Source organism: Mycobacterium sp. E3305 (assembly GCF_001666785.1).
GTDB lineage: Bacteria > Actinomycetota > Actinomycetes > Mycobacteriales > Mycobacteriaceae > Mycobacterium.
Genome location: NZ_LZJA01000223.1, coordinates 40,035 through 62,300, shown reverse-complemented (window position 1 = coordinate 62,300; position 22,266 = coordinate 40,035). Strand labels below are relative to the sequence as shown.

Here is a 22,266-nt window from a genome sequence, read left to right as displayed (position 1 = left end):
GGGAGCCAACACATGTCGATCTTCCTGAACAAGGATTCCAAGGTCATCGTCCAGGGCATCACGGGCGGCGAGGGCACCAAGCACACCGCGCTGATGCTGAAGGCCGGCACCCAGGTGGTGGGCGGGGTGAACGCCCGCAAGGCGGGCACCACCGTCTCGCACGTCGACCCGGTCGGCAAGGACGTCGAGCTGCCGGTGTTCGCCACCGTCGCGGAAGCGATGAAGGAGACCGGCGCCGACGTGTCCGTCGTCTTCGTGCCGCCGAAGTTCGCCAAGGACGCGATCATCGAGGCGATCGACGCCGAGATCCCGCTGCTGGTCGTCATCACCGAGGGAATTCCGGTGCAGGACACCGCTTATGCGTGGGCCTACAACGTCGACAAAGGGCAGAAGACCCGCATCATCGGGCCGAACTGTCCCGGGATCATCACGCCGGGCGAGGCGCTGGCCGGTATCACGCCGGCCAACATCACCGGCCCGGGCCCGGTCGGCCTGGTGTCCAAGTCGGGCACGCTGACCTACCAAATGATGTACGAGCTGCGCGATTTCGGGTTTACCACCTCGATCGGCATCGGCGGCGACCCCGTGATCGGGACCACGCACATCGATGCCATCGAGGCGTTCGAGAAGGACCCCGACACCAAGGTCATCGTGATGATCGGTGAGATCGGCGGCGACGCCGAGGAGCGCGCGGCCGACTACATCAAGGCCAACGTCTCCAAACCGGTCGTCGGCTACGTCGCGGGATTCACCGCCCCGGAAGGCAAGACGATGGGCCACGCCGGTGCCATCGTGTCCGGCTCGTCGGGCACCGCGGCCGCCAAGAAGGAAGCCCTGGAGGCCGCCGGCGTCAAGGTGGGCAAGACCCCGTCGGAGACGGCGGCCCTGGCGCGGGAGATCCTGCAGAGCCTGTAGTTCCAATCGAGACCGCGGTTTCGTTCCGTCCCCGGCCATCGGTTAGCCTGTCGAACTAACAGTTGCCAGGAGGTTCGTCATGCCGGTGGATCCGCGTACTCCGGTGCTCGTTGGGGTCGGACAGTTCACCGAGCGCATCGACGACCCCGACTATCGGGGCATGTCGGCGGTCGACCTCGCGACCGCGGCCACGCAGGCGGCTCTCGCGGACGTCGGCGCCAGAGGCGTTGCCAAGGCCGTCGACACGGTCTTCGGGCTACGGCAGTTCGAGATCTCCGGACCTATGCCGGCGACCCTGGGTAAGTCCAACAACTACCCGCGTTCGGTGATCAAGCGGCTGGGCGGCGACCCGGCCCGCGTGGTACTCGAACCGGTCGGGGGGCAGGGCCCGCAGAAGCTGGTCACCGAGGCGGGCAACACGATCGCGGCCGGCGCAGCTGACGTCGTGCTGATCATGGGCTCCGAGCCGGGGTCGACGGCTCGTTACTTCGCGAACCGTGATGACAAGCCCGACTTCACCGAACACGTCGAGGGTCAGCTGGAGGATCGCGGCCACCAGATCTCCAGCTATATCGACGAATACACGATCCAGCACGGCTTGACCGGCGCACCCGTGCAGTACGGGCTGCTGGAGAACGCCCGGCGCGCACGCCTTAAGCGGGGGGTGGCCGACTATCGGCGCGAAATGGCCGAACTGTTCGCCCCGATGTCGAAAGTGGCTGCCAAGAACCCGTTTTCGTCATCGCCGGTCGAACGGTCGATCGACGAGATCATCACTATCACCGACGACAACCGGATGATCAGTGACCCGTATCCGCGTCTGCTCGTCGCCCGTGACCAGGTCAACCAGGGCGCCGCGGCGGTGCTGATGTCGGTGGAAGCGGCGAGGAGCCTCGGGGTGGCCGAGGACAACTGGGTTTATCTGCACGGCCATTCGGACATGGTCGAGCAGGCGATGCTCGACCGCGCCGACTTGGGCGCCAGCCCGGCCGCCGTCCATGCGGCGCACGAAGCGTTGCGGGTAGCCGGAATCGGTGTCGACGACATCGCCACCTTCGATCTGTACAGCTGCTTTCCGTTTCCGGTGTTCGTCATCTGCGAAGCCCTGGGCATCGACGGCGACGACCCGCGCGGCCTGACCCTCACCGGAGGGTTGCCGTATTTCGGCGGCCCCGGCAACAGCTATTCGCTGCACGGCATCGCCGAGACGGTCGCCCAGATGCGGGACAGGCCAGGGGAATTCGGGTTCGTCGGCGCCAACGGCGGCATCATGAGCAAGTACTCGGTCGGTATTTACTCGACCACGCCGGTGGAGTGGCGCGCGGACAACTGTGCGGAGCTGAACAAGGAGGTCGCCGCGCTGCCCAAGGTCGACGTCACGAAAAAGCCGGACGGTGCGGCAACCATCGAGACGTACTCCGTGCGCTACGACTGGCCGGTCCGCACCGGCATCATCGTCGGCAGGCTCGCCGCGGACCGCACGCGATTCATGGCCACCACCGACGACGACGATCTCGTGGCTTTGATGTGCGACGGCGACCCACTCGGTGCGGAGATCTTCGTGTGGTCAACCGACAACGGCAATCGGGCTTCGCTGGGGTAGACCGGCGGTCCCGGCTCCGACCGGCTCACCCGGTCGGACTCCCGCCGCCGGCCGCGCGACACATAAACCACGGAGGCGACACGCCGTGGACGGTCGCCGTGGTTTATGTCTCGCGGGGGTGAATGACGTCGGGGGTGGACCCGGGCGTTAAACCAGGGCGGCCAGCTTGCCCGCCAGCCGTTCGACGTAGGCGGCGACCTCGTCCTCGGACTTGTCCGGCAGGCCGAACAGCACCTCGGTCACCCCCAGCTCGGCCCACTTGGCCAGCTTCTCGGGGATCGGCTTGAAGTCCAGCGCCACGATCTGCGGGGCGCCGTCGCGGCCGGCGGCCGCCCAGATGTCCTGCAACAACTTCACCGGCTCGTCGATGTCGAAGTCGCGCGGCGTGGTGATCCAGCCGTCGGCACTGCGGGCGATCCACTTGAAGTTCTTCTCGTTGCCCGCGGCACCCACCAGCACCGGAATGTGCGGCTGCACGGGCTTGGGCCAGGCCCAGCTCGGGCCGAACTTGACGAACTCGCCGTCGTAGGAGGCTTCCTCTTGGGTCCACAGCGCGCGCATCGCTTCGAGGTACTCGCGCAGGCAGGTGCGGCGGCGTCCGGCCGGCACGCCGTGGTCGGCGAGCTCGTCGGTGTTCCAGCCGAACCCGACGCCCAGGCTCACCCGTCCGCCGGACAGGTGGTCGAGGGTGGCAATGCTTTTCGCCAACGTGATCGGGTCGTGTTCGACGGGCAGCGCGACCGCCGTGGACAGCCGCACCCGCGAGGTGACGGCAGACGCCGCGCCCAGACTTACCCATGGGTCTAGCGTCCGCATGTAGCGGTCGTCGGGCAGCGACGCGTCGCCCGTCGTCGGGTGCGCCGCCTCCCGCTTGATCGGGATGTGCGTGTGTTCTGGCACGTAAAAGGTCGTGAAGCCGTGTTCGTCGGCAAGCTTCGCCGCCGACGCCGGAGAGATGCCGCGGTCACTGGTAAAAAGCACAAGCCCGTAATCCATGGGGAGAATTAGAACGTGTTCTACCTCCGCTGAGCAAGCGGCCGCCGCGCCTGCCGTCCCGGGCGAGGCCCGCGGCACGGATCGCGGTCCAAGCCGGTGGCCACGGCACGGGCGTTCCGAAGTGCGCTAGCGTGGTTGATCGATCGCGTCGCAACGCAACCGCCGGGCACGGCGTTTATGGAACGGCGCGCCCGCAAGCACAGCGTCGCGACCCGACCGTCGCGCCCGGCAAGGCACTTCACAGGCAAAGCAACAGGAGGAGCCAATGACCTACTCGCCCGGTAGCCCCGGATACCAACCCTCGCCGCAGGGCGGCTCCTATGCAGGCGGCACTCCGTCGTTCACCAAGGACGACGACGGCGCCACCAAGCTCCCGCTCTACCTGAACATCGCGGTGGTCGTGCTCGGCCTGGCGGTGTATCTGCTGAACTTCGGGCCGACGTTCACCATCGGCGCCGACCTGGGCCCGGGCGTCGGCGGACGCGCCGGGGACGCCGGCACCGCGGTCATCGTGGCGGTCCTGGCCGCACTGCTGGCCGGCCTGAGCCTGGTGCCCAAGGCCAAGAACTACGCCGGCATCGTCGCGGTCATCGCGGTCCTCGGGGCGTTGCTGGCCATCACCGAGACCATCAACCTGCCCACCGGCGTCTCGATCGGCTGGGCGATGTGGCCCCTGGTGGCGTGCGCCGTGCTGCAGGCGATCGCCGCCGTCGTCGCCGTGTTGTTGGAGGCGGGCGTGATCACGGCGCCTGCGCCGCGGCCCAAGTACGACCCCTACGCCCAGTACGGCCAGTACGGGCAGTACGGGCAATACGGCCAGCAGCCCTATTACGGTCAGCCCGGCCAGCAGCAGTCCCCGCAGCATCCGGGATACGGCTCGCAGTACGGGGGTTATCCCAGCCAGGCCCCGACCCAAACCGCCGTCCAGACGGGCGGTTTCGGCGCCCAGCCCGCGCCGCAGTCCGGCCCTCAGCAGGCCGCGCAGCAAGGACCGTCCACGCCGCCGACGGGGTTCCCCAGCTTCAGCCCGCCGCCCGCGGCCGGTGCGGGCTCCGAGGGTTCGGCGCCCAATTACTCCGGCCAGCCCGGCCAGCAGCCCTACGGCCAGGAGCAGCAGCCGCCTTCGTCGCCGTCTGGTCCAGCGCCGTCCTAACCGTGCGGTTCCGCGCCTAGTCGGGACGTGCGCCGAGAGTGACACGGGTGGAAAACAACCGGCCGGCGGGCGCTCGCCAGGCTCGTGACCTTGTCCGGGTCGCATTCGGCCCTGCGGTGGTGGCCCTGGTCGTCATCGCCGCGGTCACGCTGTTGCAGTTGTTGATCGCCAACAGCGACATGACCGGCGCGTTGGGCGCGATCGCGAGCATGTGGCTCGGCGTCCACCAGGTGCCGATTTCGATCGGCGGCCGCGAACTGGGCGTGATGCCGCTGCTGCCGGTGCTGTTGATGATCTGGGCCACCGCGCGCAGCACGGCCCGCGCCACGTCGCCGTATTCCTCGTGGCTGGTGATCCGCTGGGTCGTCGCGTCGGCCCTCGGGGGTCCCCTGCTGATCGCCGCGATCGCCTTGGCGGTCATCCACGACGCGTCGTCGGTGATCACCGAGCTGCAAACGCCCAGCGCCCTGCGCGCGTTCGCCAGCGTTCTGGTGGTGCACGCCATCGGTGCCGCGTTCGGCGTGTGGTCGCGGGTGGGACGACGGGCCTTGGCGGCGTCGCCGCTGCCGCTGTGGCTGGGCGACGCCCTGCGCGCCGCGTCCGCCGGCGTGCTGGCGTTATTCGGGCTCTCCGGCTTGGTCACCGCCGCCTCGCTGGTGGTGCATTGGGCGACGATGCAGGACCTCTACGGGATCACCGAATCGATATTCGGCCAGTTCAGCCTCACCGTGCTGTCGATGTTGTACGCGCCGAACGTCATCGTCGGCACGTCAGCGATGGCGGTCGGGTCCAGCGCTCACCTCGGCTTCGCGACGTTCAGTTCGTTCACCGTCTTCGGGGGCGACATCCCGGCGCTGCCGATCCTGGCCGCGGCCCCCAGGCCGCCGCTCGGGCCGGTGTGGGTCGCCCTGCTCATCATCGGCGCCTCGTCCGGGGTGGTGGTCGGGCAGCAATGCGCCCGTCGCGCGCTGCCGCTGATCCCGGCGATGGGCAAGCTCCTGGTCGCGTCGGCCGTCGGCGCGTTGGCGATGTGCCTGCTCGCATACGGCGGCAGCGGGCGGCTGGGCAACTTCGGCGATGTCGGCGTCGACCAGGGCGCCTTGTTGATCGGGGTGTTCTTCTGGTTCTCGGTCGTCGGCGGCATCACGCTGGTGATGAGCGGCGGCGTCAGGGCCCGGCCCCGCCGGCCCAGGCCCGCGCCGGCCGCCGCGGAAGAACCGGCGGACTTTGCCGAGGTCTTTGAAGAGCCGGACGCCGACGCCGACGACGAGCCGCCGGTCGGACCTCCCGACCACGACGACGTCGACGGGCCTGGCGCACCGGTCAGCGACGACGACGCATCGCTGGGCGACGACGTCGGCGCCCCGCCGCCCGACGACGCGGAGCCGAGCGCGACCGACCGCGAGTCCGGCGAGTAGCTGCCACTAGGCTCTGTGCTTGTGGCCGAACCGCTCCATGTGCCCCCGAGTGCGCCGGCACGGGTGGTGGTGCTGGCATCGGGCACCGGATCACTGCTGAGCTCGCTGCTCGATGCCGCCGTCGGCGAGTACCCGGCCCGCGTGGTCGCCGTCGGCGCCGATCGCGACTGCCTGGCCACCGAGATCGCCGCGCGGGCGGCGCTGCCGACCTTCACCGCCCGGCTCGGCGACCATCCCGGCCGCGCCGCCTGGGACGCGGCCATCACCGAAGCCACCGCCGCGCACTCACCCGACTTGGTCGTGTCGGCGGGCTTCATGAAAATACTTGGACCACAGTTCCTTTCGCGCTTCTATGGACGGATCATCAACACCCATCCGGCGTTGTTGCCGGCGTTCCCGGGTGCGCACGGAGTGGCCGACGCGTTGGCCTACGGCGTCAAGGTCACGGGTTGTACGGTGCATCTGGTGGACGCCGGGACGGACACCGGGCCGATCTTGGCCCAGCAATCCGTGCCGGTGCTCGACGGCGACAGCGAAGAGACCCTGCATGAACGCATCAAGGTCACCGAACGGAAGCTCCTGGTGGACGTGGTGGCCGAGATCGCGACCGGAGGCCTGACCCTGGTCGGAAGAACAGCGTCGATCGGACGAAAGGCGACCACACGATGAGCACCGACGACTGGCCGGAGACGGCGAAAAGGCCGATCCGCCGCGCGTTGATCAGCGTCTACGACAAGACCGGCCTGGTCGACCTCGCCCGGGGCCTGACGGACGCGGGCGTCGAGATCGTCTCGACCGGATCGACGGCGAAGACCATTGCCGACAAAGGCATTCCGGTCACCCGGGTGGAGGAGCTGACCGGCTTTCCCGAGGTGCTCGACGGCCGGGTCAAGACGCTGCACCCCCGGGTGCACGCCGGCCTGCTCGCCGACCTCCGCAAACCCGAGCACGCCGCGGCGCTCGAGGAACTCGGTGTCGCCGCCTTCGAACTCGTCGTCGTCAACCTGTATCCGTTCAGCGAGACGGTCGATTCCGGCGCCAGCATCGACGAGTGCGTCGAGCAGATCGACATCGGCGGGCCGTCGATGGTCCGCGCGGCCGCGAAAAACCATCCCAGCGTGGCGGTGGTCGTCGACCCGCGCGGTTACGACGGCGTGCTCGCCGCGGTGCGGCACGGCGGCTTCACCCTTGCGGAGCGGAAAAAGCTGGCGGCGCTCGCTTTTCAGCACACCGCGGAGTATGACATCGCCGTCGCGGGCTGGATGGAGTCGACGCTGGCGCCCGAACACCCGCCGACCGCGTTCCCCAAGTGGTTGGGGCGCAGCTGGACCCGATCGACGATGCTGCGCTACGGCGAGAACCCGCATCAGCAGGCGGCGCTCTACGCCGACCCCGGCGCCTGGCCGGGGCTGGCGCAGGCCGAGCAGCTGCACGGAAAAGAGATGTCGTACAACAACTTCACCGACGCGGACACGGCCTGGCGGGCCGCCTTCGACCACGAACAGACCTGTGTCGCGATCATCAAGCACGCCAACCCCTGTGGGATCGCGATCTCGGCGGAATCGGTGGCCGACGCGCATCGCAAGGCCCACGAATGCGATCCGCTGAGCGCCTTCGGCGGGGTCATCGCGGCCAACACCGAGGTCAGCCTCGAGATGGCCGAGTACGTGAGCACCATCTTCACCGAGGTGATCGTCGCCCCGGCCTACGCGCCGGAGGCGCTGGAAGCCCTGACGCGGAAGAAGAACATCCGGGTGCTCGTGGCCTCCGAGCCGCTGACCGGCGGCACGGAGCTGCGGCCGATCAGCGGTGGGCTGCTGGTCCAGCAACGTGACGAGCTCGACGCGCACGGCGACAATCCCGCGAACTGGACGCTGGCGACGGGATCGCCCGCCGACCCGGCCACGCTGACCGACCTGGTCTTCGCCTGGCGGGCGTGCCGCGCGGTCAAGTCCAACGCCATCGTGATCGCCGGCGGCGGCGCGACCATCGGTGTCGGCATGGGACAGGTGAACCGGGTGGACGCCGCCCGGCTCGCCGTCGAGCGGGGCGGCGACCGCGTCCGCGGCGCGGTGGCCGCGTCGGACGCGTTCTTCCCCTTCCCCGACGGACTCGAGACGCTGACCGCCGCCGGGGTCAGGGCGATCGTGCACCCCGGCGGCTCGGTCCGCGACGACGAGGTGACCGCCGCGGCAGCCAACGCCGGCGTCACGCTGTACCTCACCGGCGCCCGCCACTTCGCCCACTGAACGCTCAGCGCGTGGGGCATTCACGCAACGCGTAGCGTGGAGAGGTGCCATCACCCAGCAATCTGCCCCGCACCGTCGGTGAGCTGCGCGCCGCCGGCCATCGCGAACGGGGAGTCAAACAGGAAATTCGGGAAAACCTGCTGACCGCGTTGGCCGAGGGTGACGAGGTCTGGCCGGGCATCCTGGGTTTCGACGACACCGTCCTGCCGCAGCTGGAGCGGGCGCTCATCGCCGGGCACGACTTCGTCCTGCTCGGCGAACGCGGTCAGGGCAAGACGCGGCTCCTGCGCGCCCTGGTCGGCCTGCTCGACGAGTGGACGCCGGTGATCGCCGGGGCCGAATTGGGCGAGCATCCCTATTCGCCGATCACGCCGGAGTCCATCCGCAAGGCCGCGACCCTGGGCGACGACCTGCCGATCGAGTGGCGGCACCGCAGCGAGCGCTACACCGAGAAGCTGGCCACCCCCGACACCAGCGTCGCCGACCTGGTCGGTGACATCGACCCGATCAAGGTCGCCGAGGGCCGCAGCCTGGGAGACCCCGAGACCATCGCCTACGGCCTGATCCCGCGCGCACACCGCGGCATCGTCGCGGTCAACGAGCTGCCCGACCTCGCCGAGCGCATCCAGGTGTCGATGCTCAACGTCATGGAGGAGCGCGACATTCAGGTGCGCGGGTACACCCTGCGCCTGCCGCTGGACGTGTTGGTGGTCGCCAGCGCCAACCCCGAGGACTACACCAACCGCGGCCGCATCATCACCCCGCTCAAGGACCGGTTCGGCGCGGAGATCCGCACGCACTACCCGCTGGAGCTCGACGCCGAGGTCGGCGTCATCGTCCAGGAGGCGCATCTGTCCGCGCAGGTCCCCGACTACCTGATGCAGGTGATCGCCCGGTTCGCCCGGTATCTGCGGGAATCCAACTCGGTCGACCAACGCTCCGGGGTGTCGGCGCGGTTCGCGATCGCCGCGGCCGAGACCGTGGCCGCCGCCGCCCGGCACCGCGGCGCGGTGCTGGGGGAGACGGATCCGGTGGCCCGCGTGGTCGACCTCGGCACGGTGATCGACGTGCTGCGCGGCAAGCTGGAATTCGAGTCCGGTGAGGAGGGCCGCGAGCAGGCGGTGCTCGAGCACCTGCTGCGCCGGGCGACGGCCGACACCGCGTCGCGGGTGCTCGGCGGCATCGACGTCGGGTCCTTGGTTTCCGCGGTCGAGGGCGGTTCGGCGGTCACGACCGGCGAGCGAGTGTCGGCCAAGGACGTGCTGGCCGCGGTTCCCACGTTGCCGGTGGTCGACAAGATCGCCGCCAAGGTCAACGCCCAGTCCGAGGGTGAGCGCGCCGCGGCACTGGAGCTCGCCCTGGAAGCGTTGTATTTGGCCAAGAGGATCGACAAGGTGTCCGGGGAGGGCCAAACCGTCTATGGCTAAACCCGTCTCGAGGGGGCATTCGTCGCGCTATTCGGCGTACACCGGCGGGCCGGACCCGCTGGCCCCGCCGGTGGATCTGCGCGAGGCCCTCGAGCAGATCGGGCAGGACGTGATGGCGGGCACGTCGCCGCGCCGCGCGCTGTCCGAGCTGCTGCGCCGCGGCACCAAGAACACACCCGGCGCCGACCGGCTGGCCGCCGAGGCGAACCGGCGCCGGCGGGAGTTGTTGCGCCGCAACAACTTGGACGGCACGCTGCAGGAGATCAAGAAGCTGCTCGATGAGGCGGTGCTGGCAGAGCGCAAGGAGCTGGCGCGCGCGCTCGACGACGACGCCCGGTTCGGTGAACTGCAGCTCGACGCCCTGCCGTCGTCGCCGGCCAAGGCCGTTCAAGAGCTCTCCGACTACAACTGGCGCAGCAACGAGGCGCGCGAAAAGTACGACCAGATCAAGGATTTGCTCGGCCGCGAAATGCTGGATCAGCGTTTCGCAGGCATGAAGGAGGCGCTCGAGGGCGCCACCGACGAGGACCGTCAGCGGGTCAACGACATGCTGAACGATCTCAACGACCTGCTGGACAAGCATGCCCGCGGCGAGGACACCCAGCAGGATTTCCAGGACTTCATGGACAAACACGGCGAGTTCTTCCCGGAGAACCCCCGCAATGTCGACGAGCTGCTGGACTCGCTGGCCAAGCGCGCCGCGGCCGCGCAGCGCTTCCGCAACAGCCTGAGCCCGGACCAGCGTGCCGAACTGGATGCGTTGGCGCAGCAGGCATTCGGCTCCCCGTCGCTGATGCAGGCTCTGAACCGGCTGGACGCGCATCTGCAGGCTGCCCGGCCGGGGGAGGACTGGACGGGATCCGAACAGTTCTCCGGCGACAACCCGTTCGGGATGGGGGAAGGCACCCAGGCGATTTCGGACATCGCCGAGCTCGAGCAGCTGGCCGAGCAGCTCTCGCAGAGTTATCCCGGTGCCACCATGGACGACGTCGATCTCGATGCGCTGGCACGCCAACTCGGCGACCAGGCCGCCGTGGACGCGCGCACGCTGGCCGAATTGGAACGCGCACTTGTCAATCAGGGCTTTCTGGACCGGGGTTCCGACGGCCAGTGGCGGCTCTCGCCGAAGGCCATGCGCAGGCTCGGTGAGACCGCGCTACGCGATGTGGCGCAACAGCTTTCCGGGCGACGCGGCGAGCGGGACCACCGGCGCGCGGGCGCGGCAGGTGAGCTCACCGGCGCCACCCGGCCGTGGCAGTTCGGCGACACCGAGCCGTGGAACATCTCGCGCACGCTCACCAACGCGGTGCTGCGGCAGGCGGGAACGGCCAGCCTGGACACCACCGGGTCGCTGAACATCACCGTCGACGACGTCGAGGTCTCCGAGACCGAGACGCGCACCCAGGCCGCGGTGGCGCTGCTGGTGGACACCTCGTTCTCGATGGTGATGGAGAATCGCTGGCTGCCGATGAAGCAGACGGCGCTGGCGCTGAATCACCTGGTGTGCACCCGATTTCGCTCGGACGCCTTACAGATCATCGCATTCGGCCGATACGCCCGGACGGTGACGGCCGCCGAGCTCACCGGCCTCGAGGGCGTCTACGAGCAGGGCACCAACCTGCATCACGCTCTGGCGCTGGCCGGTCGGCACCTGCGGCGGCATCCCAACGCGCAGCCCGTCGTGCTGGTGGTGACCGACGGTGAGCCCACCGCCCACCTGGAGGACTTCGACGGCGACGGCACGACCGTGTTCTTCGATTACCCGCCGCACCCGCGGACCATCGCGCACACGGTGCGCGGGTTCGACGACATGGCCCGCCTCGGCGCGCAGATCACCATCTTCCGGTTGGGCAGCGACCCCGGCCTGGCCCGCTTCATCGACCAGGTCGCCCGGCGCGTCGAGGGACGCGTCGTGGTCCCCGATCTCGACGGCCTGGGCGCGGCCGTGGTGGGCGACTACCTCCGGTCTCGCCGCCGCTAGCCCCTCGCGGGGATAGGTGCGCGCCCGACCGGGTACATGGACCGGAGAAGGAGGAGATGCATGAGCAAGGTTCCCACGATCGAACTGAACGACGGTGTGCGCATTCCGCAGCTCGGCTTCGGCGTTTTTCAGATCAAGCCCGACGAGACGGCGGCGGCGGTCAAGACCGCGCTGGAGATCGGCTACCGGCACATCGACACCGCCGAGATGTACGGCAACGAAAAGCAAGTGGCGCAAGGCATCCGCGACGCCGGTCTCGACCGCGCCGACGTGTTCGTCACCAGCAAGCTCAACAACGGCTTTCACAAAGCCGACGACGCGCGCCGCGCCTTCGACCGGACACTGCAGGCTCTGGATTCCGACTACGTCGACCTGTTTCTCATTCACTGGCCGCTGCCCACTCTTTACGACGGTGACTTCGTCTCGACCTGGAAGGTCCTCGAAGAGTTCGCCCGCGACGGGCGCGCCCGCAGCATCGGCGTGTCGAATTTTCAAGTCGCACACCTTCAGCGGCTCGCCGAAGAAACCGACACCGTCCCGTCGGTCAACCAGATCGAGCTTCATCCGTACTTCGGTAACACGGAGGTTCGGTCGTACGGGCGCGAGCACGGCATCGCCACCGAGGCGTGGGCGCCGATCGCTCAGGGCAAGGTGCTCGACGACGCGGTGATCAACCGCATCGCCGCGGCGCGCGGCAAATCAGCGGCGCAGGTGGTGTTGCGCTGGCACATTCAGCGCGGCGACATCGTGTTCCCCAAGTCGGTGACGCCGGAGCGGGTCCAGGAGAACTTCGAGCTTTTCGACTTCGAGCTGGACGACTCCGACATGGACGCGATCTCGGCCCTGGACAAGGGTGAAGCCGGCAGGAACGGGCCCAACCCCGACAAGTTCGACTACGTGCCCGGCTGACGCTAATCGCGCGGCCGGCGGGCCTTGCGAATGATGCCGACAGCGCCCCACAGCGAGAAGCCGCGGATGTTCACCTTGGGTGCGCCCGGGGTGCCCTGGCCGAGGACGCTGCGGTCGAAGTTGCCCATGACGCCGCGGCCGTGGATCTCGACGTTCACTTCGGGCGGCAGCAAAATCTTCGTCGCCCCCATGATCGACATCGCGTGGATGTCGACCTCTGTCGACGTGAAGTCGGCGTAACGCAGATCCACCACGCCGTTGCCCCAGAAGGCGAAGGTGGTGAGCTTCTTGGGCACGTTCCACCGGCCGCGCCGTTCGAAGCCGCTCAACAGGGCCAGCAGCAGCGTGGACGGCGCCGGGTTCGGCTTGGCACCGCGGCGCAGGTTGATCTGTGAGCCCGGCAGATCCGCCCGCAGCTGGTCCAGCTCCTCGTACGTGGTCGCCGCGTACGCCCTGGTCAGGCGGTCTTCGTAGTCCTTCATCTGCAGCCGGCCCTGCTCGGCCGCATACGCCAGCAACTGTGCGAGCTGGATGCGATCAGTGTCGGCCGCGCGCGACGATTCGTCGCGCGTGTCCTTCGCGTCGCGTTGCGCAGAGTTGCTCATTACCCACGAGCCTACGACGTCCGGGTCTTGGTGCAAGACGATTGGTCAAACTGCAACCTTGCGCCGCGCCGGCAGGCTTGCCCGGCCGCCTTTGTTTGACACCTGGCTAACTTGCCCAGCTCGGGGGGCGCTTTTGCAGGAACGCCAGCATGCCCTCGCGCGCTTCGTCGGACACGAAGAGCCGGGCCGATTCTTCGGCGAGGCGCTCGGCGTCGCGGTCGAACCCTTCCAGCACCGCAGCCGTGGTCAACGCCTTGGAGGCGGCCAGCCCCTGGGGCGAACCGCGGCCCACGTCGGCGAGCAGCGCAGCCACCGCCGCGTCGACGTCGTCGGCGGCCATCGTGATCAGCCCGATCGCCGCCGCTTCGTCGGCCCCGAAAGTCTCGCCGGTCAGGTAGTAGCGCGCCGCCGCGCGCGGCGCCAGCTTCGGCAGCAGCGTGAGCGAGATGACCGCGGGGGCGACGCCGATCCGGGCCTCGGTCAGGGCGAAGGTGCTGCGCGGTCCGGCGACGGCGATATCGCACGCGCCGACGAGTCCGAACCCGCCCGCGCGGACGTGCCCGTTGATCGCGGCGATCACCGGCAGGGCCGAGGAGACGATGGCCCGCATCACCGCGGTCATCTCGCGGGCCCGGGCGACGGCCATCTCGAAGGGGTCGTCCCCCGAGCCGGCCGCACTGAGGTCCGCGCCCGCGCAGAACGTGTTGCCGGTATGCCCCAGCACCACCGCGCGCGCGGCGGGGTCCGTCGCGGCGTCACGCAAGCCCTGATGCAGCTGCTCGACGAGCGTGGTCGACAGCGCGTTGCGGTTGTGGGGCGAGTCCAGCGTCAGCCGCGCGAACGGTCCGCCGGTATCGGCCGGACCGGCGTAGTCGACCAGCGTTTCCATCAGTACGACCGGGGCAGGCCCAGCGAGGTCTGCGCGACGAAATTGAGCACCATCTCGCGGCTGACGGGGGCGATCCGCCCGAGCCTGGCCGAGGCGAGCATGGCGGCCACGCCGTACTCCTTGGTCAGCCCGTTGCCGCCCATCGATTGCACGGCCTGGTCGACCGAGCGCGTAGCCGCCTCGGCGGCAGCGTATTTGGCCATGTTGGCCGCCTCCGCCGCACCCGCGTCGTCGCCGCTGTCGTACAGCGCGGCGGCCTTCTGCATCATCAGCTTGGCCAGTTGCACCTCGATGTGGCACTGCGCCAACGGGTGCGACAGTCCTTGGTGTGCGCCGATCGGCGTGCCCCACACCTGCCGGGTCTTGACGTAGTCGGCGGCCTTCTCCAGAGCGAACCGTCCCATCCCGACCGAGCTGGCGGCGCCCATGATCCGCTCGGGGTTCAGGCCCGCGAACAGCTGCGCGATCGCGGCGTCCTCGGAACCGACCAGCGCGTCCGCCGGCAGCCGGACATCGTCGAGGAAGACCTGGAACTGCCGTTCGGGGCTGATCAGCTCCATTTCGATTGGCGTATAGGTGAATCCGGGGGCATCGGTGGGCACCACGAACAGGGCCGGCCGCAGCTTTCCGGTCTTAGCCTCCTCGGTGCGGCCCACCACCAGGACGGCCTGCGCCTGGTCGATGCCCGAGATGTAGACCTTCTGACCCTTGAGGATCCAGTCGCCGCCGTCGCGCCGGGCGGTGGTGGTGATCTTGTGCGAGTTGGAGCCCGCGTCGGGCTCGGTGATCGCGAAGGCCATCGTCAGGGTGCCGTCGGCGATGCCGGGAATCCAGCGTTTCTTCTGCTCCTCGGTGCCGAACTTGCTGATGATCGTGCCGTTGATGGCCGGCGAGACGACCATCAGGAGCAGCGCGCTGCCCGCCGCCGCCATCTCCTCCATCACCAGGGACAGCTCGTACATGCCGGCGCCGCCGCCGCCGTACTCTTCGGGCAGGTTCACCCCGAGGAAGCCGAGCTTGCCCGCCTCCGACCACAATTCGTCGGTGTGTTCGTGCGCCCGGGCCTTTTTCAGGTAGTACTCGCTGCCGTAGTTGGCGGCCCAGGCGGCCACCGACTTACGCAGGGCCTGCCGCTCTTCGCTTTCAATGAAGCTGGTGTCGGTCATGCTGGATCTCCTTCTGCTTGCGGCGCCTCGACGCGCGCCAACACGGTGCCCACCTCGACTTGCTGGCCGGTCTGGACGTTGAGTTCGGCGAGGACGCCGTCGGTCGGCGCGGTGATGGTGTGTTCCATCTTCATGGCCTCGAGCCAGATCAAAGCCTGCCCGGCATTGACGGCGTCGCCGACCGCGGCGCCGATCCGGATCACGTTCCCTGGCATGGGCGCGACCAGCGAACCCTGTTCGACGGCCGAGCCGGGCTCCGGGAAGCGCGACAGCGCGACCAGGCGGACGGGCCCCCGCGCCGAGTCGATGTAGACGCCGTCACCGTATCGAGCGACCGTAAAGCCGCAAGCCACCCCGGAGCCGTCAGCCAGCACGACCTCGCCCGGCGTGGCCGAGACCAGCCGCACCTGCTCGTCGTGCGCCAACAGCAATCCCGATCTGCCGAAACGGTATTCGACCTGGTGCTCGCCGCCGTCGGCGTCGCGGTAACTCTTCACCTGGTAGCCGGAGGCCAGGTTGCGCCAGCCGCTGGGCAGCGATCCCAGGACGGGGGCCCCCGCGCGGTTGCGCGCGGCGTCGGCGAGCGCGGCGGCGATCGCCGACAACCGGACGGTGTCGCCACCGGCGAGCGGCGCCGAGAGTTCCTGCAGTCCGTGCGTGTCGAAAAACGCGGTGTCGGTGGCGCCGTCGAGAAATGCGGGGTGGCGCAGCACGTTGACCAGCAGCTCGCGGTTGGTGCGCAGGCCGTGCAACCGGGTGCGGGCGAGCGCATCGGCGAGCACCAGCGCCGCTTGCCGGCGCGTCGGCGCGTACGAGATGACCTTGGCCAGCATCGGGTCGTAGTGAATGGACACCGTGGATCCGGCGACGACGCCCGAATCGAGGCGGATGCCCGTTCGGTGCCCAAGCGTGCGGAATTGCGACTGGACCGCCGGCACGTCGATGCGGTGCACGCGGCCCGCCTGCGGCTGCCAGCCCTGGGCGGGATCCTCGGCGTAGAGGCGGGCCTCGATCGAATGCCCTTGCGCGGCGGGTGGTTCGGCGTCGAGGCGATCGCCGTTGGCGACGGCGATCTGCAGTTCGACGAGGTCGAGCCCGGTGGTCTCCTCGGTCACCGGATGCTCGACCTGCAGCCGGGTGTTCATCTCCAGGAAGTAGAACTCGCCGTCATCGTCGGCGAGGAATTCGACGGTTCCGGCGCCCGTGTATCCGATCGCCCCGGCGGCGAGCCGGGCCGCGTCGAAGAGCCTGGCCCGCATGGCAGGGGTGCGCTCGACCAGGGGAGAGGGGGCCTCCTCGATGATCTTCTGGTGCCGGCGCTGAATCGAGCATTCCCGTTCTCCGACGGCCCAGACCGTGCCATGCGTGTCAGCCATGACCTGAACCTCGATGTGGTGCCCAGTGGGCAGGTAGCGCTCGCAGAACACGGTCGGGTCGCCGAACGCGGACTGCGCCTCACGGCGGGCCGCTTCCACTTCGCCTGCGAGAGCGGACAATTCGCGCACCACCCGCATCCCGCGGCCGCCACCGCCGGCGGAGGCCTTGACCAGCACCGGAAGCTGCGCCTGGGTCACCGTCTCGGGGTCGAGCTCGTCGAGCACCGGAACGCCGGCGGCGGCCATCAGCTTCTTGGACTCGATCTTGGAACCCATGGCCCGCACCGCATCGACCGGCGGTCCGATCCACATCAGGCCCGCGCCCCGCACGGTCGCCGCGAAATCGGCGTTCTCCGAGAGGAACCCGTACCCCGGATGCACAGCGTCGGCGCCCGCGGCGCGGGCGGCCGCGATGATCGCTTCGGCGTTGAGGTAGTCGTTGGTCTTGGCCAGCCGCACCCGGGCGTCGGCCTCGGCGACATGGGGCGCGTCGGCGTCGGGGTCCGTGTAGACGGCGACGGTGCCCAGGCCCAGCCGCCGGCAGGTGGCGAAGACCCGCCGGGCGATCTCGCCGCGGTTGGCGACCAGCACTCGAGTAACCATGGGGCTCACATCCGGAAGACGCCGAAGTTCGACGTCCCCTTGATCGGGCCATTGGCAATGGCGGACAAACACATTCCCAAGACGGTGCGGGTGTCGCGCGGGTCGATCACCCCGTCGTCGTAGAGCATCCCGGACAGGACCAACGGCAGCGACTCGGCCTCGATCTGCCCCTCGACGGCGGCCCGCATCGCGGCGTCCGCCTCCTCGTCGACCTGCTGACCCCGCGCTTCGGCGGCGGCCCGCGCCACGATCGACAAGACGCCGGCAAGCTGAGCGCCGCCCATCACCGCGGATTTCGCGCTGGGCCAGGCGAACAGGAACCCGGGGTCGTAGGCGCGGCCGCACATGCCGTAGTGGCCCGCGCCGTAGGAGGCGCCGATCAACAGCGAGATGTGCGGGACGGTCGAGTTGGAGACGGCGTTGATCATCATCGAGCCGTGCTTGATCATCCCGCCCTCCTCGTAGTCTTTGCCCACCATGTAGCCGGTGGTGTTGTGCAGGAACAACAGCGGGGTGTTGGAGCGATTGGCCAGCTGGATGAATTGGGTAGCCTTCTGTGACTCCTCGCTGAAGAGCACGCCGCGCGCGTTGGCCAGGATGCCCAGCGGATAGCCGTGCAGCCGGGCCCACCCGGTCACCAGCGACGACCCGTACATGGCCTTGAATTCGTCGAATTCGGAGCCGTCGACGATGCGGGCGATCACCTCGCGGGGGTCGAACGGGATACGCAGGTCCGCGGGCACGATGCCGATCAGCTCCTCGGCGTCGAACAACGGATCCGCGACCGGCCCGGGCGCGGGGCCCCCTTTGCGCCAGTTCAGCCGGGCGACGATGCGGCGCCCGATGCGGATGGCGTCGAGCTCGTCGACGGCGAAGTAATCCCCCAAACCGGAGACGCGGGAATGCATTTCGGCGCCGCCCAACGACTCGTCGTCGGACTCCTCGCCGGTGGCCATCTTGACCAGTGGGGGACCGGCCAGGAACACCTTCGACCGCTCCTTGATCATCACCACGTGGTCGGACATGCCGGGAATGTAGGCGCCGCCGGCGGTCGAGTTGCCGAAGACCAGGGCGATGGTGGGGATGCCGGCCGCCGACAGGCGGGTGAGGTCGCGGAACATCCGCCCGCCGGGGATGAAGATCTCCTTCTGGGTGGGCAGGTCCGCCCCGCCCGATTCCACCAGCGAGATGACCGGCAGCCGGTTTTCGAACGCGATCTGGTTGGCCCGCAAGATCTTCTTCAGCGTCCACGGGTTGCTGGTGCCGCCCTTGACGGTCGGGTCGTTGGCGACGATCAGGCATTCCACGCCGGACACCACTCCGATGCCGGTGACGGTGCTGGCGCCGACGGTGAACGCGCTGCCGTAGGCCGCCAGCGGGCTGAGCTCGAGGAAGGGGGAATCGGGGTCGACGAGCAGCTCGATGCGTTCCCGGGCGGTCAGCTTGCCTCGGCCGTGGTGGCGCTCGACGTACTTGGGCCCGCCACCCGCAAGCGCTTTGGCGAGCTCGGCGTCGATCTCCTCGAGCCGGGAAGTCGCCGTCGACGCCGCGTCGGTGTAGGCGGCGGATTGCGGGTCCAGCGTGGACTGCAGCACGGTCATGATTGGTATCCAAGCGTTTTCGCGGCCAGTGCGGTCAGGATTTCGGTGGTGCCGCCACCGATGCCGAGGATCCGCATGTCGCGGTATTGGCGTTCGACTTCGGATTCGGCCATGTAGCCCATCCCGCCGAACAGCTGGACGGCCTGGTTGGCCACCCATTCGCCCGCCTCGACGGCGGTGTTCTTGGCGAAACACACCTCGGCGATCAGATTCGTCTCGCCGGCCAGCTGTCGCTCGACCACGTGGCGGGAGTAGACCCGCGCGACGTCGATGCGCCGGGCCATCTCGGCCAGCGTGTTCTGCACCGACTGCCGGGAGCTCAGCGGCCGACCGAAGGTTTCGCGGTCGTGGCACCACTGCACCGCCAGGTCCAGGCACCGTTGGGCGCTCGAATACGCCTGCGCGGCAAGGCCGATCCGTTCCGCGACGAAGGCCTGCGCGATCTGCAGGAATCCACTGTTCTCGGCGCCGACGAGGTTGGCCGCCGGAACTCGGGCGTCGACGAAGGACAGTTCGGCGGTATCGGAGGACCGCCACCCCATCTTGGCCAGCTTGCGGCTCACCTCGAAGCCCGGCGTTCCCTTTTCGACCACCAGCAGCGAAACGCCCGCGGCGCCCGGACCGCCCGTGCGCACCGCGGTGACGACGTAGTCGGCGCGCACCCCGGAGGTGATGTAGGTCTTGGCGCCGTTGACCACGTAGTGATCACCGTCGCGCACCGCCGACGTTCGCAGGTGCCCGACGTCGGAACCGCCGCCGGGCTCGGTGATCGCCAGCGCACCGATCTTGTCGCCGGCCAGCGTCGGCCGGACGAACTCCTCAATCAGCCGCTGGTCGCCGGAGGCGATCATGTGTGGCACCGCGATGCCGCAGGTGAACAACGACGCGAACACGCCTCCCGGGGCGCCGGCCTGATGCACCTCCTCACAGATGATCACCGCGTCGGCGCCGTCGCCGCCACCCCCGCCGACCGCCTCGGGAAAGTTCGCCCCCAGCAGGCCGGCCGCCCCGGCGCGACGGTGCAGCTCACGCGGCAGCTCCCCGACGCGCTCCCACTCGTCTGCGTGGGGCAGGATTTCGCGTTCGGTGAAGGAGCGCACCGTCTTTCGCAGCTCTTCGCGCTCCGGCGTCGTCCACAGAGTCATAACAACCTTTCGGGGATGTCGACGTGGCGGCCGCGCAACCATTCGCCCAATCCCTTGGCCTGCGGGTCGAACCGCGCCTGGTAGGCGACGCCCTGGCCCAGGATGCCGTCGATGACGAAGTTGACCGCGCGCAGGTTGGGCAGCAAGTGGCGGGTGACGACGAACTCCGCGGCCTCGGGCAGCAGCTCCTTGAGCAGCTCGACGGTCAGCGTGTTGGCGAGCCACCGCCATTGCTCGTCGGTGCGAACCCAGACCCCGACGTTGGCCGAGCCGCCCTTGTCGCCGCTGCGGGCGCCGGCGATGCGGCCCAGCGGCACCCGGCGGGTCGGGCCGTCGGGCAGCGGCTCCGGCAGGGGTGGGGGCTCGGCGGGCGCGAGCTCCAAAGTCTCGGTGGCGCAGTCGATTTCCACCCGGGTGCCGTCGGCGTGCACCGCGACGTGGGGCACCTCCTTGGCGTCGACGTAGCCGGCGGTGAACACGCCGTAGACCTGACCGTCGCCCGGTGGGGCGGTCACGTGAAAGCCCGGATAGCTGGCGAGAGCCAATTCCACGGCGGCCGAGGAGAACTGGCGCCCGACGTTGGCGGGGTCGGGGTCGCGGACCACGCAGTGCAGCAGCGCGCTGGCGGCTTCCTCGGTGTCGGCGTCGGGGTGGTCGGTGCGGGCCAGCGACCACTGCAGCTCCGCGGGCTTGACGGTCAGCGCGGCGTCGAGCTGCCGGCGCACCAGGTCCGCCTTGGCCTCGATGTCGAGACCGGTCAGCACGAAGGTCATGGAGTTGCGGAATCCGCCGATGCTGTTCAGCGACACCTTGTAGGTGGGCGGCGGCGGTTCGCCGCGCACGCCGTGGATGCGCACCCGGTCGGGGCCGTCGGGGGACAGCTCGACGGTGTCCATCCGCGCGGTGACGTCGGGGTTGGCGTAGCGGGCGCCGGTGATCTCGTACAGCAATTGCGCGGTGACGGTGTCGACGCTCACCAGCCCGCCGGTGCCGGCGTGCTTGGTGATCACCGAGGAGCCGTCGGGGTGCACCTCGGCCAGCGGGAAGCCGGCGTGGGTCAGGTCCGCGACCTCCGTGAAGAAGGAGTAGTTGCCGCCGGTGGCGTGCACGCCGCACTCGATGACGTGGCCGGCGACCACCGCGCCGGCCAGCCGGTCGTAGTCGGTGCGGCCCCAGCCGAAGTGCGCGGCGGCGGCTCCGACGATCACCGAGGCGTCGGTGACCCGGCCGGTGACGACCACGTCGGCGCCGTCGCCCAGGCAGTCGACGATGCCCCACGCGCCCAGGTAGGCGTTCGCGGTCAGCGGGCTGCCCAGCCCGAGGTCGGCGGCGCGCGCCAGCAGGTCGTCGCCTTCGACGTGGGCGACCCGCGCGGGAATGCCGAGGCGCTCGGCCAGGACGCGTATCGCGGCGGCCAGCCCCGCCGGGTTGAGTCCGCCGGCGTTGGCGACGATGCGCACACCCCGATCGCGGGCCTCCCCGAGACAGTCCTCGAGCTGGATCAGAAACGTCTTGGCGTAGCCGCGCTCGGGGTGCTTCATCCGGTCGCGGCCCAGGATCAGCATGGTCAATTCGGCCAGGTAATCGCCGGTGAGGTAGTCCACGTCGCCGCCGGTGAGCATCTCGCGCATCGCCGACAGCCGGTCGCCGTAGAACCCGGAGCAGTTCGCGATCCGGACCGCGTCACGACCAGGAGCTGAGGCCATGCAGTCCTCCAATCTGCGTTTCACCGGTGAGCGCAAACCAACCAACCAACCGGTAGGTTAGCGGGTCGCGCCAGTGTCACGTCAAGGACGCCCCTCGCCTCCGACGTCGAGATTGCCGCCACGGTCGTGGACGGCGCCCGGATCACGACCGCCACGGCCATCTCGGCGCCAGAGGGCTTCGTTTTGGTGCCCGGCAGGCCACCGACTATCCTGGGAGCAATCGTCGCACGTTCGGCCGCACCGGCCACGCCGCGCGACAAGCCCCCGACACGAGGAGTTAGGCCCGACCATGGCCGTACCCAAGCGCAGGATGTCGCGCGCGAACACCCGTAGCCGTCGCGCGCAGTGGAAGGCCACCAAGACCGAACTCGTCGGTGTGACGGTCGCCGGCCAGAAGCACAAGGTGCCCCGCCGGCTGCTCAAGGCGGCCCGCCTCGGTCTGATCGACCTGGACCGGCGTTAGTTAATCTCGGCAAATACCCGGCGCGCCTCTCAGCCGGCTCTCAGGCGTCGGGACGACACTA

General features: G+C 69.2%; 18 protein-coding genes. 10 read left to right on the top strand and 8 right to left on the bottom strand.

Annotated features, from left to right (window positions below):
• Nucleotides 1–12: 12 nt before the first annotated feature.
• Both sucD and A5701_RS20840 read left to right on the top strand, forming a co-directional pair.
• Complete coding sequence (sucD, locus tag A5701_RS20845) at nucleotides 13–915, top strand: succinate--CoA ligase subunit alpha (RefSeq protein WP_067758157.1); 903 nt, start codon at nucleotides 13–15, stop codon at nucleotides 913–915.
• Between the two features lie 79 nt (nucleotides 916–994).
• A complete protein-coding gene (locus tag A5701_RS20840; RefSeq protein ID WP_067758155.1) occupies nucleotides 995–2,518 on the top strand; it encodes an acetyl-CoA acetyltransferase in 1,524 nt (507 codons plus the stop codon).
• A 147-nt stretch (nucleotides 2,519–2,665) separates the two neighbouring features.
• Here the strand turns inward: A5701_RS20840 and A5701_RS20835 are convergent, their stop codons facing one another.
• Complete coding sequence (locus tag A5701_RS20835; protein WP_067758152.1) at nucleotides 2,666–3,514, bottom strand: LLM class F420-dependent oxidoreductase; 849 nt, start codon at nucleotides 3,512–3,514, stop codon at nucleotides 2,666–2,668.
• Between the two features lie 265 nt (nucleotides 3,515–3,779).
• Here A5701_RS20835 and A5701_RS20830 point away from each other — a divergent pair, with 265 nt between their 5' ends.
• Genes A5701_RS20830 through A5701_RS20800 form a run of 7 tightly spaced genes read left to right on the top strand, consistent with a single transcriptional unit; the run spans nucleotide 3,780 to nucleotide 12,651 of the window.
• Nucleotides 3,780–4,667, top strand: a complete 888-nt coding sequence (locus A5701_RS20830; RefSeq protein ID WP_067758149.1) for a DUF5336 domain-containing protein — start codon at nucleotides 3,780–3,782, stop codon at nucleotides 4,665–4,667.
• 47 nt (nucleotides 4,668–4,714) lie between these two features.
• Nucleotides 4,715–6,085: a DUF6350 family protein gene (locus A5701_RS20825; RefSeq protein WP_067758146.1), complete on the top strand. Its 1,371-nt coding sequence runs from the start codon at nucleotides 4,715–4,717 to the stop codon at nucleotides 6,083–6,085.
• A gap of 21 nt (nucleotides 6,086–6,106) precedes the next feature.
• On the top strand, nucleotides 6,107–6,754 hold the full coding sequence (gene purN, locus A5701_RS20820; protein WP_067758200.1) for a phosphoribosylglycinamide formyltransferase: 648 nt from the start codon (nucleotides 6,107–6,109) through the stop codon (nucleotides 6,752–6,754).
• Nucleotides 6,751–8,334 carry a bifunctional phosphoribosylaminoimidazolecarboxamide formyltransferase/IMP cyclohydrolase gene (gene purH / locus A5701_RS20815; RefSeq protein WP_067758143.1) on the top strand — a complete coding sequence of 528 codons (1,584 nt, stop codon included), beginning with the start codon at nucleotides 6,751–6,753 and terminating at the stop codon, nucleotides 8,332–8,334. Before purN ends, purH begins: the two co-directional genes overlap by 4 nt.
• Nucleotides 8,335–8,378: 44 nt before the next feature.
• The gene (locus tag A5701_RS20810; RefSeq protein ID WP_067758140.1) at nucleotides 8,379–9,761 is read left to right on the top strand and encodes an ATP-binding protein; all 1,383 of its coding nucleotides are present in this window, start codon (nucleotides 8,379–8,381) and stop codon (nucleotides 9,759–9,761) included.
• A complete protein-coding gene (locus A5701_RS20805; RefSeq protein ID WP_067758138.1) occupies nucleotides 9,754–11,742 on the top strand; it encodes a VWA domain-containing protein in 1,989 nt (662 codons plus the stop codon). The genes A5701_RS20810 and A5701_RS20805 overlap by 8 nt, the downstream gene beginning before the upstream one ends.
• 60 nt (nucleotides 11,743–11,802) lie before the next feature.
• Nucleotides 11,803–12,651 carry an aldo/keto reductase gene (locus A5701_RS20800; protein WP_067758135.1) on the top strand — a complete coding sequence of 283 codons (849 nt, stop codon included), beginning with the start codon at nucleotides 11,803–11,805 and terminating at the stop codon, nucleotides 12,649–12,651.
• A 2-nt stretch (nucleotides 12,652–12,653) separates the two neighbouring features.
• Here the strand turns inward: A5701_RS20800 and A5701_RS20795 are convergent, their stop codons facing one another.
• From A5701_RS20795 to A5701_RS20765, 7 genes are all read right to left on the bottom strand, one after another.
• A complete protein-coding gene (locus tag A5701_RS20795; RefSeq protein ID WP_067758132.1) occupies nucleotides 12,654–13,256 on the bottom strand; it encodes a DUF1707 domain-containing protein in 603 nt (200 codons plus the stop codon).
• Nucleotides 13,257–13,362: 106 nt separating this feature from the next.
• The gene (locus tag A5701_RS20790) at nucleotides 13,363–14,145 is read right to left on the bottom strand and encodes an enoyl-CoA hydratase family protein (RefSeq protein WP_067758129.1); all 783 of its coding nucleotides are present in this window, start codon (nucleotides 14,143–14,145) and stop codon (nucleotides 13,363–13,365) included.
• Entirely contained in the window at nucleotides 14,145–15,311 is a 1,167-nt protein-coding gene (locus A5701_RS20785) for an acyl-CoA dehydrogenase family protein (protein WP_067758127.1), read from the bottom strand. The genes A5701_RS20790 and A5701_RS20785 overlap by 1 nt, the downstream gene beginning before the upstream one ends.
• Nucleotides 15,308–17,290, bottom strand: a complete 1,983-nt coding sequence (locus A5701_RS20780) for a biotin carboxylase N-terminal domain-containing protein (RefSeq protein WP_067758124.1) — start codon at nucleotides 17,288–17,290, stop codon at nucleotides 15,308–15,310. The genes A5701_RS20785 and A5701_RS20780 overlap by 4 nt, the downstream gene beginning before the upstream one ends.
• A 5-nt stretch (nucleotides 17,291–17,295) precedes the next feature.
• A complete protein-coding gene (locus A5701_RS20775; protein WP_156670188.1) occupies nucleotides 17,296–18,885 on the bottom strand; it encodes an acyl-CoA carboxylase subunit beta in 1,590 nt (529 codons plus the stop codon).
• Between the two features lie 2 nt (nucleotides 18,886–18,887).
• Nucleotides 18,888–20,036 (bottom strand): acyl-CoA dehydrogenase family protein, encoded by a 1,149-nt coding sequence (locus tag A5701_RS20770; protein WP_067758120.1) that lies wholly within the window; start codon nucleotides 20,034–20,036, stop codon nucleotides 18,888–18,890.
• A complete protein-coding gene (locus tag A5701_RS20765) occupies nucleotides 20,033–21,742 on the bottom strand; it encodes an acyclic terpene utilization AtuA family protein (protein ID WP_067758118.1) in 1,710 nt (569 codons plus the stop codon). The genes A5701_RS20770 and A5701_RS20765 overlap by 4 nt, the downstream gene beginning before the upstream one ends.
• Before the next feature lie 289 nt (nucleotides 21,743–22,031).
• Here A5701_RS20765 and rpmF point away from each other — a divergent pair, with 289 nt between their 5' ends.
• On the top strand, nucleotides 22,032–22,205 hold the full coding sequence (gene rpmF / locus A5701_RS20760) for a 50S ribosomal protein L32 (protein ID WP_007168835.1): 174 nt from the start codon (nucleotides 22,032–22,034) through the stop codon (nucleotides 22,203–22,205).
• The last annotated feature ends 61 nt before the right edge of the window (nucleotides 22,206–22,266 follow it).